The organism is Microbulbifer sp. SH-1 (genome assembly GCF_011326135.1).
GTDB lineage: Bacteria > Pseudomonadota > Gammaproteobacteria > Pseudomonadales > Cellvibrionaceae > Microbulbifer > Microbulbifer harenosus.
In genome coordinates this window covers 4542843-4557738 of record NZ_CP046948.1, presented here as the reverse complement: position 1 = coordinate 4557738, position 14896 = coordinate 4542843, and the positions used below count along the sequence as shown (strand labels likewise).

The 14896-nt window shown below is 59.8% G+C and carries 15 protein-coding genes; 10 read left to right on the top strand and 5 right to left on the bottom strand.

Translation table 11 applies throughout. The features are described from left to right. The first annotated feature begins 86 nt into the window (after positions 1–86). The 3 genes from GNX18_RS18850 (at position 87) to GNX18_RS18840 (ending at position 5006) form a co-directional block, all read left to right on the top strand. The gene (locus tag GNX18_RS18850; protein WP_138236125.1) at positions 87–3164 is read left to right on the top strand and encodes an FAD-binding and (Fe-S)-binding domain-containing protein; all 3078 of its coding nucleotides are present in this window, start codon (positions 87–89) and stop codon (positions 3162–3164) included. Between the two features lie 41 nt (positions 3165–3205). Next, positions 3206–3931 carry a tetratricopeptide repeat protein gene (locus GNX18_RS18845; RefSeq protein ID WP_166220095.1) on the top strand — a complete coding sequence of 242 codons (726 nt, stop codon included), beginning with the start codon at positions 3206–3208 and terminating at the stop codon, positions 3929–3931. A gap of 649 nt (positions 3932–4580) precedes the next feature. Further along, positions 4581–5006, top strand: a complete 426-nt coding sequence (locus GNX18_RS18840) for a 3D domain-containing protein (RefSeq protein ID WP_138236202.1) — start codon at positions 4581–4583, stop codon at positions 5004–5006. Between the two features lie 189 nt (positions 5007–5195). Here the strand turns inward: GNX18_RS18840 and GNX18_RS18835 are convergent, their stop codons facing one another. Together GNX18_RS18835 and GNX18_RS18830 are read right to left on the bottom strand one after the other, a co-directional pair. Beyond that, positions 5196–5864: a hypothetical protein gene (locus GNX18_RS18835; protein ID WP_166220094.1), complete on the bottom strand. Its 669-nt coding sequence runs from the start codon at positions 5862–5864 to the stop codon at positions 5196–5198. Positions 5865–6114: 250 nt separating this feature from the next. Beyond that, positions 6115–6381: a hypothetical protein gene (locus tag GNX18_RS18830; RefSeq protein ID WP_138236128.1), complete on the bottom strand. Its 267-nt coding sequence runs from the start codon at positions 6379–6381 to the stop codon at positions 6115–6117. Between the two features lie 44 nt (positions 6382–6425). Between GNX18_RS18830 and GNX18_RS18825 the strand changes: the two genes are divergently transcribed. Next, a complete protein-coding gene (locus GNX18_RS18825; protein WP_166220092.1) occupies positions 6426–6602 on the top strand; it encodes a hypothetical protein in 177 nt (58 codons plus the stop codon). Next, entirely contained in the window at positions 6599–7597 is a 999-nt protein-coding gene (locus tag GNX18_RS18820) for a rhodanese-related sulfurtransferase (RefSeq protein ID WP_166220090.1), read from the top strand. Before GNX18_RS18825 ends, GNX18_RS18820 begins: the two co-directional genes overlap by 4 nt. A gap of 40 nt (positions 7598–7637) precedes the next feature. On the opposite strand, the gene GNX18_RS18815 is transcribed toward GNX18_RS18820, so the two are convergent. The 3 genes from GNX18_RS18815 to apbC all read right to left on the bottom strand — a co-directional run bounded on the left by GNX18_RS18815 (position 7638) and on the right by apbC (position 10039). After that, entirely contained in the window at positions 7638–7976 is a 339-nt protein-coding gene (locus GNX18_RS18815; RefSeq protein WP_166220088.1) for a hypothetical protein, read from the bottom strand. Between the two features lie 338 nt (positions 7977–8314). Beyond that, the gene (locus tag GNX18_RS18810) at positions 8315–8704 is read right to left on the bottom strand and encodes a hypothetical protein (RefSeq protein WP_166220086.1); all 390 of its coding nucleotides are present in this window, start codon (positions 8702–8704) and stop codon (positions 8315–8317) included. A 135-nt stretch (positions 8705–8839) separates the two neighbouring features. Next, on the bottom strand, positions 8840–10039 hold the full coding sequence (apbC, locus tag GNX18_RS18805; protein WP_305792225.1) for an iron-sulfur cluster carrier protein ApbC: 1200 nt from the start codon (positions 10037–10039) through the stop codon (positions 8840–8842). 262 nt (positions 10040–10301) lie between these two features. Between apbC and metG the strand changes: the two genes are divergently transcribed. The 5 genes from metG to GNX18_RS18780 all read left to right on the top strand — a co-directional run bounded on the left by metG (position 10302) and on the right by GNX18_RS18780 (position 14895). Further along, positions 10302–12362 carry a methionine--tRNA ligase gene (gene metG, locus GNX18_RS18800; protein ID WP_166220084.1) on the top strand — a complete coding sequence of 687 codons (2061 nt, stop codon included), beginning with the start codon at positions 10302–10304 and terminating at the stop codon, positions 12360–12362. 246 nt (positions 12363–12608) lie between these two features. After that, the gene (locus GNX18_RS18795) at positions 12609–13541 is read left to right on the top strand and encodes a D-2-hydroxyacid dehydrogenase (RefSeq protein ID WP_205828008.1); all 933 of its coding nucleotides are present in this window, start codon (positions 12609–12611) and stop codon (positions 13539–13541) included. A 228-nt stretch (positions 13542–13769) separates the two neighbouring features. Further along, positions 13770–14066: a YqjD family protein gene (locus GNX18_RS18790; RefSeq protein ID WP_138236134.1), complete on the top strand. Its 297-nt coding sequence runs from the start codon at positions 13770–13772 to the stop codon at positions 14064–14066. A gap of 99 nt (positions 14067–14165) precedes the next feature. Further along, positions 14166–14669 (top strand): hypothetical protein, encoded by a 504-nt coding sequence (locus GNX18_RS18785; RefSeq protein ID WP_166220076.1) that lies wholly within the window; start codon positions 14166–14168, stop codon positions 14667–14669. Beyond that, on the top strand, positions 14638–14895 hold the full coding sequence (locus GNX18_RS18780) for a hypothetical protein (protein WP_166220074.1): 258 nt from the start codon (positions 14638–14640) through the stop codon (positions 14893–14895). Before GNX18_RS18785 ends, GNX18_RS18780 begins: the two co-directional genes overlap by 32 nt. Position 14896 lies beyond the last annotated feature (1 nt).

Here is a 14896-nt window from a genome sequence, read left to right as displayed (position 1 = left end):
ATTTGTTGCGCAGCCGGCTGCCACCGCTAAAATGCCAGTCCTTCTTTGATACACGACCAAGATTCACCTGATCCCCGGGGCCCGGAATGATTCCAGCACTGCGCGAAATCAACGCTGTACAGGCGCTCTACCTGCAGTTTCTCAACGCACTCAAGCAGGCGGGCTTCCGCGGCGACACCAGCCCCAGCTACGCCAGTCGCACGGTGCTTGCCACCGACAACTCCATCTACCAGGTGCTGCCCCAGGCGGTGGTCTACCCGCGGGACGTGCACGACCTGCAGCTGCTGATGGAACTGGCGGAGCGCGAGGAGTTCCACAAGGTAGTGCTGTCTCCCCGCGGCGGCGGCACTGGCACCAACGGCCAGTCCCTCACCGACGGCCTGGTGGTGGACATCTCCCGGCATATGAACCGCATCCTTGAAATCAATCCCGAGGAGGGATGGGTGCGGGTGCAGGCCGGGGTAGTGAAGGACCAGCTGAACGCGGCACTGAAGCCCCACGGGCTGTTCTTTGCCCCGGAGCTTTCCACCAGCAACCGCGCCACCATCGGCGGCATGATCAATACCGACGCCTCCGGCCAGGGCTCCTGTGTCTACGGCAAGACCCGCGACCATGTGCTGGAACTCAGCACCGTGGTGATGGGCGGCACACTGTGGCAGTCGCACGTTATCGACGACGCCGACCTCGCTGCAATCAGCGAGCAGGACAGCCGCGTCGGCAAGATCCACCGCACCGTGGAAGGCATCCATCGGGAAAAACGCGAGTTGATCGACGCCCGGTTCCCCAAGCTGAACCGCTGCCTTACAGGCTACGACCTCGCGCATATCCGGGATAGCGAGAAGGGCAAAGACGGCCGTTTCAATCTCAACAATATCCTGTGCGGCTCCGAGGGCACCCTGGGCTTTATCGCCGAGGCCAAGCTAAACCTGCTGAAGATCCCCAAGTGCGCGGCACTGGTAAACCTGAATTACGACCATTTCCAGGATGCGCTCAAGGATGCCAGCGACCTGATGAAGGCCGGCCCCACGTCCATCGAGACCGTGGACAGCAAGGTGCTGCAGCTGGCCATGGGAGACATCGTGTGGGACAGCGTGAGCGAGTTTTTCCCGCAGAACGAAAGGCCGGTGAACGGCATCAACCTGGTGGAATACACCGCCGATTCCGAGGAAGAGCTGGACGCAGCGCTGGCCGGATTCACCGCTCACATCGACAGTCTGATCGGCCAGCCCGGCAAGAGCTTCGGTTACACCATCGCCCGCGGCCACGCCCAGGTAAACCGGATCTGGGGGATGCGCAAGCGCGCCGTGGGCCTGCTCGGCAACGCCAAGGGTGAACAGCGTCCGATCCCGTTTGTGGAAGACTGCGCGGTACCACCGGAAAACCTCGCCGACTTTATCGCCGAGTTCCGCGCCGCGCTGGATGAAGCCGGCTTCGCCTATGGCATGTTTGGGCATGTGGACGCCGGTGTGCTGCACGTGCGCCCGGCCATCGACATGAAAGATCCGGAGCAGGCCAGGCAGGTCCGGGTCATCACAGAAAAAGTGGTGGAACTGGCGCAAAAGTACAACGGCCTGTTGTGGGGCGAACACGGCAAGGGCGTGCGCTCGGAGTTCGCGCCGGCATTCTTCGGCGAGCTGTATCTGGAGCTGCAGAAGATCAAGGCCGCCTTCGACCCGCGCAATCAGCTGAATCCGGGCAAAATCGCCACCCCCAGCGCCGCCTCCAGCCTGCTCAAGATCGATGAGGTGCCGACCCGCGGCGAGCACGACCGGCGGATTCCGGTACAGGTATGGGAGGGTTACTCGGAGGGAGTTTACTGCAACGGCAACGGGGCCTGTTTCAACTGGAACCCGGACGATGCCATGTGCCCCTCCTACAAAGGCACCCGCAACCGCATCCACTCACCCAAAGGCCGCGCCTCGCTGATCCGCGAGTGGTTGCGCCTGCTGGCGGACAGATCCGTCGACCCGGAAGCGGTGGCGCGCAAGAGCCGCGAGCAATCCTTCATCATCGGCCTGCCCGGGCGCATCAAGAACAGTCTGGCCAAAGCCCGCGGCGAGTACGACTTCAGCCACGAGGTGAACGAGTCCATGCAGGCGTGCCTGGCGTGCAAGTCCTGCGCCGGCCAGTGTCCGATCAAGGTGGATGTCCCCACGTTCCGCGCCAAATTCCTTGAACTCTACTACAGCCGCTACCTGCGCCCGCTGAAGGATTACTTCGTCGGCAGTCTGGAATTCGTGATGCCACATCTGGCGCGGGTGCCCCAGTTGTACAACCTGCCGCTGAAACTGAAGCCGGTGCGCTGGCTGCTGGAACGCGGCCTCGGCCTCGCGGACTCTCCCAGTCTCTCCGCCACCAGCCTCGACAGGGCCATGCGTGAACTGGGCGTGCCTTACGCCAGCCGCGAAAGCCTGTGCGCCATGGGCCCGACGCAGCGCGCCAAGGCCGTCGTGATTGTGCAGGATGCCTTTACCAGTTACTTCGACGCGGACGTGGTGGCAGACACACTGCGCCTGCTCAAACTGCTCGACTTCAACCCGCTGGTGGCGCCGTTTCGCGCCAACGGCAAACCCCTGCACGTGCACGGCTTCCTGCGCCAGTTCGCACAAACCGCCGCCGGCAACAGCGCCATGCTCAACAGCCTCGCCGAATACGGCGTGCCACTGGTGGGCATAGACCCGTCCATGACACTCACCTATCGCGGCGAATACCAGAAGCTGCTGGGAGACAAGGCGCCCAAGGTATTACTGCTGCAGGAGTGGCTGGCCGGGCACACCGATCACCTCGCCACCAACCGCAACCGTCTGCAGGCCGGCCGTTTCACCCTGCTGCCCCACTGCACCGAGCAGTCCAACGCCGCCGGTTCCGGTAAACAGTGGCAGGAGGTGTTCGCCGCGCTGGGTATGGAGCTTAATACCCAGGCCGCGGGCTGCTGTGGCATGGCCGGCACCTACGGTCATGAAGTGGCCAACCGGGAGACCTCACGGGTAATTTTCCAGCAATCCTGGGCGCCGAAATTGAACGGCGATACCAGCGCCATTCTCGCCACCGGTTACTCCTGCCGCTGCCAGAGCAAGCGCTTTGCCGATACCAGTCTGCGCCATCCACTGCAGGCGCTACTGGCGCAAATCGAGGATTCAGGGTTTACTGTCAGTACGCACTAACTTCTCGCCGGCGCACCGGCGAGCCTCGGGAACATCTGGTAATGTTGAGTCCGCGGAAGAAACCGGCCCCTTATCGGTACAAAGCCCTTGGCGCCGCCCTGCTGGCGGCGCAGCTTATCGCGGCCGCACCGGCACTGGCGGCGCCGGCGGAATCCGGCCCCGTGGCGAGGCTGATCGCGCAGGCCGAAGAAACGGCCCTGTCGGGCGACTACGATGCCGCCCTGCCACTGTATGAGCGCGCCATTGCCGGGCTCGCCAACGATCCGCGCCATCAAAACCTGCTGCGTTACCGCTACGGCATCGTCCTGAATGCCCTCGGCGGCGAACGCCCCGACCTCTATCCGCTGGCCCGCAGCCAGTTCGAAGCGGTTCTTACCTATATCGAATCCTCTCCGGGGCTTCCCTTTGAGCACTCGGCCGCACGGGTGCGCTCCGCCATTGCCCATACCTACCATCAGCACTCGGCGCTGCAGGAAAACCCCAACAAGCGCGCCGCCATGTTGCGCAACGCCTACCAGCTCTACGCCAGCGCCATCGGCGATCTGCGCCAGGAGCGCGACTGGCAGAACCTCGCCATCACGGCCTTCAACATCGGCCAAGTGTGCGAGTGGCAGGGCAATCTGGAAGAGGCCATTCAGTGGCTGGAACAGGCAGTAGACCTGGACCGCCGCCACGGCTTTGAGGATCTGGAAGAGGACATGGCCTATCTGACTTCATTGAGAGAGATGGTTAACCCGCGGCAACCCGCGGGTGATAGCGCCATCTGACTCACTACAGCCACAGTCCCTGACTGCCCGCATCGAGACAGCCATTCCCCCACGGCCCCGTATCCCGGAGGAAAACGATGCGTTCCCGTTGGCATTTCAAGCGGAAATATCGCGCCTAACAGCAGCGGTTTTCTATCGCCCCAATAGGCGGAGTCTTGCGTCAAACATAAGAAAAACCGCTCACTCATCCCTCCTACACCGCTGTCATCGACAGTATTTCGCCGTTTTGAACAACCAGTCGCAAATAATCCGAAAAAAATTTTGTTCCACAAACCCATACCTCTCACCACCCGAATCGCACAAATTTCAACCAAACCGAAATGACATCGCTGTCAGAGAGTATTCCCGGCTGGAAACGGGAGACTCATCGAGACCAGTTTTTCGCCACTGGTTCCGTCATTAAAACGTAACAATTGAATACATATTCCTATACCAGTGCAGTCTGATAGCAAATCCGGCTACGAACAAAAAATAACCGATCACTCTGTGGGGGAAATCGCCGCTGTCGCGCAAAAGATTGATTCAGATCAAGTGACGTTTAATATGGCCTTCCCTGATCAAAGATTGATCACTTATTACGAAATCAACTTGGAGGCCGGGCAGACAGGAACCGTCTGTGACCAAGAAGCTTCCAGAGGTAATGAGACTTATGCGACAGAGCCTTAAAAAGTACATCATCGTAATCGCCGCTTCACTTGCAGCACTCGCCGGTGGCGATGCGTTCGCCACGATCAAGAAGGAACCTGACGGAAAGAAGAAATCCATGACCGTCACCGCGACGGCCTACAACTCCATTGAAGGCCAGACCGATGACGACCCCTGGACCGCAGCCTGGAACAACCGCCTGCGCCCGGGAGACAAGATCATCGCGGTATCCCGCGATCTGGAAAAACACGGCCTGACCAACGGCGCCAAAGTAAGGATCGAGGGCCTGCCCGGCACCTACACCGTGCGCGACCGTATGAACAAGCGCTACACCAACCGCATCGACGTGTGGATGGAAAAGGACCTGAAAAAAGCGCGCGCCTGGGGCAAGAAAAAACTGAAGATCATCTGGCACCCGGAGAAAAAATAACACGCCGGTCAGAGGAAAACGTCGCTAAGAAAACGTTGCCTGCCAGAACCTTGCCTGGAACTCAGGTCCCGGAACGGAACCGGACCACAGAAAGTACACAGGGCTTTGCCAAGCACTGCTTTCAAAACAAAACCCCGCAATTACGGGGTTTTGTTTTTTGGGCGGGGAATTTCTGGGATTCTCCGCGGGTCAGGGCTCGGTGGTGGTTTCAATTCCGGGCAGTTCGCGACAGCCCTCGTTCTCGATGTAATAAATACTCGGCTGCTGCGTTTCACTGTAACGGTGTTCAACACCCTCATCGCGGAATACCAACAGGTATTCCTCCTTCACCCAGCCTTTGTCGGTGCGATATTCCGTCAGCCACAGCAGCGCGGGAGAGCTCTCGTGGCAGTTGCCGTAAAACATCCGGGTTTTTTCCACCAACTTTTTCGTCAGGTAATCGCGATACCGCCCCGGGTAGCTAAAGCGCTCACCGGAAAGATTGATTTCCGTCACACCGTCAGCGTCGCCATCCATCTCGGCCTGGGACTGATCCCGTTGCATGGCCGTGGTCTCATCGCGCGGCTCCCGATTCTGCTCGGCAAATCTCTCCGGCTCCGGCGGCTCATCCGCATCCCGGGCGGGAAAGGCTTCTCCGTCGATTTTCTGCAAAAAGATCGCCGTGTTTTCGTCGCAGTCGATACAGGTCCGGCCGGCGATAATGGCGTATCCGCTCAGTTCGGAAATAAGGCGCGCCTCAGCCAGATCTACACTGAGCACGCGATCGTCCGACAGTTTGAGTTCAATATCGGAAATCGCCGGCACAGCGCTGGTATAACAGATCAGGGGGAGCACAAGGCGGGGAAGGAATTTTTTCATGCAGAGCAACCACACATCATACATCTGCAGACCGCGATCAGTTGGCGCCGCCAGGGCAACTTTCCTTGCTGCCCGTGGCGGCACCGCGATTGGGTAGTGCTGTTACACTGTCGCGATTCCCTTCTATGTATAACCTTAGCAGCCCAGAAAAAACCTGCGGTGTATGGCGCTATTTATTTGTAAGCGCACTTGTGGCTCGCAGTCACTCGCCAGCGCATGACTGAAAAGTCGCCTATGCGGGACACCGGAGTCAGGGCGCCTCCCAGCTGCCACTGGACTCCGCGGGACCGATAAAGGCCCCCAACCCCTCTTCCTTCAGAGCGTCCAGCGCCTCCTGTAGCGCCTCGGCATCAGTATCAAACGTGTCTTCCCACACGGTGGAGTTGTTGTGTTCATCCACAATTTCCAGCAGCCAGCCCCCCTCGCCATCCTCGTAGATGTCGATGTTGACGGTGTGATTGCCATCGCTGTAGGCGCGGCAGAGCGGAGAGTCCTGGGGAATGAAGTCATCGGCCATGGGAAAAACCTCGCTGGCATTGCTCGCTGGAATAGCACGTTTGCATGGAGAGAAGCGGAAACGGCGGCCAATCTGACAACTTATGGATCATCGGTCAAGGCCCGTCCGTCACTGTCGAAAAAGTGTACGACGGCATCGGCGAAGTTTTGTTAAAATACGCGGCGATTTTTACCCTTGCCCCGGATTTACGCTCCGGCCTGCAAAAGGACCCCCAACAATGACCGAACCAACTATCGTGGTCTGTGCGCTGTACAAGTTTGTCAGCCTGGACAATTTCGAATCCCTGCGCGAACCGCTGCTCAAGGTGATGCTCGACAAAGAGGTGCGCGGTACCCTGTTGCTGGCGCGCGAAGGCATCAACGGTACCGTGGCCGGCCACCGCGCCGCCATCGATACCCTGCTCGCCCACCTCAAGTCCGACCCACGCCTCGCCGAGCTGGACTACAAGGAATCGTTCACTGCAGAAATGCCGTTCCTGCGCAGCAAGGTCAAACTGAAGCGCGAGATCGTCACCATGGGCGTCGAGGGCATCGACCCCCGCCGCACTGTGGGCACGTATGTCAAACCCCGCGACTGGAATGCCCTCATCTCCGCCCCCGAGGTACTACTCGTCGACACCCGCAATGACTACGAATATCAGGTGGGCACCTTCGAGCGCGCAGTCAACCCCAACACCACCAGCTTTCGCGAGTTCCCGCAGTATGTGAAAGATCATCTGGATCCGCAGAAACACCGCAAGGTGGCGATGTTCTGTACCGGCGGTATCCGCTGTGAGAAGTCCACCGCCTACCTGAAGGAACAGGGTTTCGACGAGGTGTATCACCTGCAGGGCGGCATCCTGAAATACCTGGAAGAGGTGCCGAAGGAAGAGACCCTGTGGAAAGGCGAGTGCTTTGTATTCGACGACCGCGTGACGGTGAACCACGATCTGGAACGCGGCAGCTACCAGCAGTGCAACGCCTGCCGTATGCCGGTTACCGACGAGGAAATGCAGTCGCCGCTGTTCGAGCAGGGCGTCAGCTGTCCTCACTGTTTTGACGCGGTCTCAGAAGCCGACAAAGCGCGTTTCCGCGAGCGGGAAAAGCAGATACAGCTGGCCAAGTCCCGCGGTGAAGAGCACCTGGGGCACGATGCCAAGGCCACCACCCAGACCCGGCGCCAGCAAAAACAGGCACTGCGTCAGCAGCAGGCGGAGCAGACGCGCGGCGCCGGATGATATCGCCGCAGCGGCGGATACGGCGCGGGTTGGGGTGCCCCTAACCGGGCACCTCCGCCGTGCTGACAAGCCACTTCATGGCTGCCGCTTCGGTAAAAAATGAAAAAAGCTCCAGGCCGTTTTCCTTCGCCTTGGCACGCATCACCGCGGTGGTATTGAGCTCCACCCGATTCAGCATCGCGATACGCGCACCGGACATTGCCGGCAGCTGCGCCAGATACACACCGTAGCGCTGCTGTTCCTCAAGACTCATGGACATTTTCGTCACCCGGCGCACATCCGCCAGCACCCGCAGGGGTTTCAGGTGGCCATATTTCGCCACCAGCTGGTGTAACGCTTCCAGACGATTTTCGAAGGTCGCTTCGCCGTATAAAAGCATACAGACCACTCGACGCTGACTGTCGTATCGGATCCGAAAACTCATTACTGCTACTACTCCAATCCGCTCACTGACAATTCCTGTGGCGTATCCCGCACCCGCCGCCCGGCAGATCGGCGATTCCGCGAAGTCGGAGCAGTTTAGAAGCTTCCGTCAACGAGTGACGCAAAAGACTACTGAAAATTTCAATTCTGGAATTTTTTTCTCAAAACAGACAAAAAATGAGAAATCACTCACAATGGAGCCTTGCGCGACATTCCCGGCAGATTCGCGCACAGCAATTTGAGCGCGAGTCCGCCGGAAAGTGTTTTTGGAGTGGGTCCGCGAGGTGGCGAGGTTCAGGCGCGGTTGCGCCCGCCTTCCGCACTGCCGGTCAACCACTCAACCGCGGCGTGCTCAGTGACGAACTCAACCACTTCCATGCCCTCCGCCTGCGCGGTGCTGTTGATGATGACATTGGCGTTGTGATCAACCGAATGCAGGACCGCGGCGCGGCCGTGGCTAAGTCCCTGCAGATGCGCCGCAAAGCGACCGAACTGACGGCGCTCAGAGGCTGAGAGAACGATGTCTGCACGGCGGACATCGACCAGCAGTAACAACGGGTTGAGGTGGCCGAATTTTTCCGCCACCTGCCTCGCCGCTGCCAGCTTCTCCACGAGCTCCACACGTTCAAAAAAAACGACATTAACGATACGGTTGGTGGGATTAAGTCGAATATGGAAACTCAACATCCATCTCCTGAACTGCCCAGAAAACCGGCCAGGGCGCCATTGCCCTGACTGAATGACTTCTTGTACGCCCTGCTGCCCCATCCGGATCACCGCAACCGGCAATCAGCGTCCAGTTGTCGGCTGCGCAAACATTCAGCCTTGCTCTATCTCCGGCAATACACCGCCATCGCCCTGAGCCATCCACACCTGCGCGGCCGCCTTGCGGGCAATTTCCCGGTAGAGTCCTGCCACCTCTCCGGCGGGCTCCGCCGCCACTGTTGGCTCGCCGCTATCGGTCTGCTGACGTATAGACATCGCCAGGGGCAAACGACCCAGCAACCGGGTATCGTAGTCGGCCGCGATTTTTTCACCGCCACCGGCCCCAAAGATCGGCTCCTGATGTCCGCAGGCGGAACAGGTGTGCAACGCCATATTCTCAACGATGCCCAATACCGGTACCGATACCTTGCGAAACATTTCCACACCCTTGATGGCATCCACCAGCGCCAGGTCCTGCGGCGTGGTAACGATCACCGCCCCCGCGAGTGTCACCTTCTGCGCCAGGGTGAGCTGGATATCGCCGGTCCCCGGAGGCATATCCACCACCAGGTAGTCCAACGCTTCTTCATCGTCCTCCGCCCACAGGGTCTGGGTGAGCATCTGATTCAGGGCACCGCTCGCCATCGGGCCGCGCCATACTGCGGGGGTGTCTTCCGTGAGCAGGTAACCGAGGGACATGGTCTTGAGCCCCTGCGCCGCCACCGGCACGAAGAACTTGCCGCCCTTCACTTGCGGGCGCACACCCTCGGTGCCGAGCATGGTGGGCAGGCTGGGACCGTAGATATCCGCGTCCAGCAGCCCCACGGAGGCACCTTCGGCAGCCAGCGCCAGTGCCAGGTTCACGGCGGTAGTGGACTTGCCCACGCCGCCCTTGCCGGATGCCACCGCAATGATGTTCTTCACCGCCCGCAGTGACTCAGGCACATCGCCGGATTCTGTGCGCGGCACATCGAAAAACAGATCAAACTTGAGTTCGGCTCCCGCAAGGGGGCCGTCGGCCAGCAGCGGTGCGCAGGCAGCGCGCACGCGCCGGGCCCAGTCATCCTGCTGGCTGTCGCAGGGGTAGCCGAGAATCACACTTGTATAGACGGTGCCGTCTTCGATCCCCACTTCGATGTCCGCATCCAGTGCATCCAGCGGCAGGTCGGTGGCCGGGTCTTGCAGCGCACCGATGACTTCCGCCACTCGTTCGAGCTGCTCCTGCACCTCTGCGGGGATGTCTTCGTGGTCATGGTCGTGCTCATGCCCGCAATCGCGGTGATGGCCGTCGCAATGGTGGTGATGATCGGTCACGCTGTTTTCCTCACTGGCGCTGTGTTCGGGCCGGCATTTTGGACAGGCCCCGCTGTGAATACAAGGTCAACGCCGGAAGCCACCCCAAGGGTAGTCCACAGCCGTGCGGGTGCCGTGCAGGGCCCGTTTCTGCTATATTCCGCGCTCTTTTTCGGCGGCGCGATTCCTGTTCCTGTTGTTCGCAGCCGCCGGGCGAATCCATTCCGCCCACCATTATCACTGACGACCATTACAAACAGCCTCGCAGCCTTTGGAAGCCAAGATGTCTCACACCGACCATCAGCCCAGAAACATCCTCGTCACCAGTGCCCTGCCCTACGCCAATGGCTCCCTGCACCTGGGTCACATACTCGAGTACATCCAGACGGATATCTGGGCCCGCTTCCAGCGCGCCCGCGGCAACCAGTGCCTGTATATGTGCGCCGACGACGCCCACGGCACCGCCATTATGCTGAAGGCGGAACAGCTGGGCCTGACGCCCGAGCAGCACATCGCCAATATGCAGGCGGAGCACGAGCGCGACTTCGGCGGCTTCCTGATCAGCGTGGACAACTACCACTCGACCCACTCGGAAGAGAACCGCGAACTGTCGGCGATGATCTACAAGCGCCTCAGAGAAAACGGCCACATCGCCTCGCGCACCATCACCCAGGCCTACGACCCGGAAAAAGAACTGTTCCTGGCGGACCGCTACATCAAGGGCACCTGCCCAAAATGCAAGACCGAAGACCAGTACGGCGACAACTGCGAAGCCTGTGGTGCCACTTACAGCCCCACCGAGCTGATCAACCCGGTGTCTGCCATCTCCGGCGCCACCCCGGTGGAAAAGGAGTCCGAGCACTTCTTCTTCACCCTGCCGGCGTTCAACGAGTTCCTGCGCGAGTGGACCCGCGCCGGCCACCTGCAGAGCGAGATGGCCAACAAGCTGGCGGAGTGGCTGGACGAGGGCCTGCAGGAGTGGGATATCTCCCGCGATGCCCCCTATTTCGGCTTCGAAATTCCCGACGCGCCGGGCAAGTATTTCTACGTGTGGCTGGACGCGCCCATCGGCTACATGGCCAGCCTGAAAAACTACTGCGACCGGGAAGGCCTTGACTGGCTCGATTTCTGGAAAAAAGACAGCAGCGCCGAGGTGTACCATTTCATCGGCAAGGACATCGTCAACTTCCATGCGCTGTTCTGGCCGGCCATGCTGCACTCCGCGCAGTTCCGCACCCCCACCAAGGTGTGCGTGCACGGTTTCCTCACCGTGAACGGCAAGAAGATGTCCAAGTCCCGCGGCACCTTCATCAACGCGCGCAACTATCTCGACCACCTGAACCCCGAGTACCTGCGCTATTACTTCGCCGCCAAGCTCACAGCCGGCGTGGACGACCTCGACCTCAACCTCGAGGACTTTATCGCCAAGGTGAATTCGGATCTGGTGGGCAAGGTGGTGAACATCGCCTCGCGCACCGCCAAGTTCGTGAGCAAATCGGGGGGCGCTCTGGCTGCAGAGATTGCCGACGAAGCGCTGTGGAACCAGTTTGTGGAAGCGGCCCCGCGCATCACTGAGTTTTTTGAAACCCGCGAATACAGCCGCGCCGTGCGCGAGATCATGGCCTTGGCCGACGCCGCCAACGCCTGGATCGCCGACAAGGCGCCCTGGTCGCTGGCGAAGCAGGAAGGCAAGGAAGCGGAAGTACTGGCGGTGTGCTCCCAGGGCGTGAACATGTTCCGCGCGCTGATCACCTGGCTGGCGCCGGTGCTGCCGGAAACCGCGAAAAAAGCCGAAGAGTTCCTCGGTGTACAACTCGACTGGAACACCGCTACCACCCCGCTCGCAGGCCACGGCATCAACGAGTTCAAGCCGCTGATGCAGCGGGTGGAAAAGGCACAGGTGGAAGCAATGCAGGAAGCAGCGAAAGAGTCACTGGCGCAATTGCAGGCAGAAGCGAAGCCGGCAGGCGCCGCCAGCGAAAATAAAAGCGGCCCGCTGGCGGACGATCCCATCGCCCCGGAAATCCAGTTCGATGATTTCGCCAAGATCGACCTGCGCATTGCGCTGATCGCCAACGCCGAGCATGTGGAAGGCGCCGGCAAGCTGCTGAAGCTGACCCTGGATCTCGGCGGCGAGACCCGCCAGGTGTTCTCCGGCATCAAGAGCGCTTACAAACCGGAAGACCTGATCGGCAAGCACACGGTGATGGTGGCCAACCTGGCGCCGCGCAAAATGCGCTTCGGTGTGAGCGAAGGCATGGTGCTGGCCGCCGGCCCCGGTGGCAAGGATCTGTGGATTCTTGAACCCCACAATGGCGCCCAGCCGGGCATGCGGGTGATGTAAACCACGCGTTGTAGGAGCCTGCCTGCAGGCGAATGGTTCATGGCACGAGTCATTCGCCTGCAGGCAGGCTCCTACAAGTCATCGATTACCGGTGGCGGCGCCGCCACGATACTCGCTAAGTAGCACCCCCCAGGCGGCCCTCAGGGGCCATTTTCTGCTCCACAACCTCATCGGCAATCGTTCCGCAGAAAACAGCCCCTGAGGGCCTTATCGGAAATTTCTGTGGCCTGAAAAAAGGACATATCCATGCGCGGTGTTTTTCTCGATACCCTCACCATGAAACTGGAAGAGCTGGATACTTCCGCACTGGAAAAGGTTCTCGACCACTGGGACTTGTTCGAATCCACAACGCCTGATCAAACCGCCGAGCGCATCCAGAACGCCGATGTGGTCATCACCAACAAAGTGGTGCTCGACCGCGCGCTGATCGAAAACGCCCCCAGCCTCAAACTCATCTGCGTCTGTGCCACGGGCACCAACAATATCGATCTCGCTGCCGCAGCCGAAAAAAATATCCCGGTCAAGAATGTTGCGGGCTACACCGGCACTTCCCTCGCCCAGCACACCATTGCCCTGCTACTGGCACTCGCCACCCGCTGGTACCAATACGCAGAGGATGTAAAAAAAGGAAAGTGGAGCCAGTCGCCAATTTTCTGCCGCCTGGATTACCCGGTGATGGAACTGGCGGGAAAAAATCTCGGCATCATCGGCTACGGCGATCTCGGCCGGAAGGTGGCGGGGCTTGGGGAGGCGCTGGGGATGAACATCCTGATCGCGCAATCATCGACCGGTGAAGAAAAACCAGGAAGGGTAGCGCTGGAAAAGCTGGTCTCTGACTCCGATGTCATCAGCCTGCACTGCCCGCTCACCGCGCAGAACAGCAAAATGGTGAACCGCGAGTTTCTCTCGGCGATGAAACAGTCCGCCTTTCTGATTAATACCGCCCGCGGCGGCCTGGTGGATGAAACCGCCCTTGCGGACGCTCTGAAGCGCGGAGTCATTGCCGGCGCGGCCCTGGATGTGCTTGCGGTGGAGCCACCGCCGGCGGATCACCCGCTGCTCGCGCAGGATATTCCCAATCTCATTATCACCCCCCACAACGCATGGATCAGCCGCGAGAGCCGCCAGCGCCTTCTCGACGGCGTGGTCAACAATGTTCGCCAATGGCTGGATACCTGACGTTCTAACAGCTTACCGAAAGGTCATCCACGGCCTGTTCAACCAGGGTTGCGGGCGGTCTGTCCCCGCCCGGTTTAACATGCCGTTTTTCCAAAGCCTGCTAAATTCCAGAAAATTCTATCCGCGATGCAGCTGATACCAATCTGTGCAAACGCGTAAAAATGTTCAGTTTCCCTGGCCCTCGACCCTATCCTTCTATTTCACCTTGAATCCCCGAGGACCAATATTATGGCAAGCGCAAAATCTCCCAACGGTGGTACCGGTCTCCATTCAGGCCGGGAAAAGTTGCAGCAGGCCTACCACCTGGCCGGCGAAGCCGCTCAGGATACTGCTGAGCATATGAAAACCCGTGCCCGCGAAACTGCGGGTCATATGAAGACCCGAACCCGCGAATCCATGGAAAAGGGTAAGCAGAGAGCACACGATGTGGCCGAGCGCGCGGAATCGTCTATTAAGGCCCACCCTCTTGTCAGCGTCGGGTGCGCCTTTGCTGCGGGATGGCTCATCGCAAAAATCTTCAAGTGAAGAACCGCGGGGCAGTCTGATATGCCCCGCAGAACGGTTTTATGGACGCGGTCGTGGCTTAGGGCCTTAGGGCCGGGTCTGCCTGTTTAAACAGCCAGAATGACACTTGATGGGGTGCTGTTGATGGCCACTCCGGAAAAATCCCACCCCCAGTATGCCGAGGAATATGCAGACATTGACAATGCTGCCCCCCCGCCAACAGAAGACTCGTTGCGCGCCGATATGGCTGCACTGATGGATCGGGCAGAAGCCACCCTCACACTGGCTACCGCCTGGACGGAAAATCTTACCCGCCTCGCCCACCTGGAGTTTCAGCGCACTGTGACGGCCGGCAAACGCATTGTCGCCCTGTTACTACTGGCGTTTTTTCTGGCCATTGCACTGGTAGTGAGTCTGTGCGCCGGGCTGGGCCTGCTCGGGTACTACTTCTTCCAGTCCGTGTATATCGGCTTCGGCATTTTTTTGTTGGCGCAGCTGCTGACAGTCGCGGTCCTCCTGTTGTCTGCCAGCCGACTGCGCAAGCTGTTGGGCTTCGATGAAACACGCAAACAGGCAAAGGAGGCGATCGACGATGTCACTGCGCTCTTTAAACAGAGAGATTGAGCGCCATGGGCGGGAAATGACGCGGCAGCGCCACTGCGCCCTTGCGCTGATTCGGCAGCAGAAAGCGCTGGTGGCCACCCAGGCGGAAAAAATTCCCCTGCCACTGGCAATGGGGGCGGCCTTCGCCGGAGGGTTTATTCTGCAGAAATTCCTGAATAGCCCCACGCCGGCAACACTGATGAACTGGTACCTCACGTACCAGGCCTTCAGCAAAGGATCCAATTGAT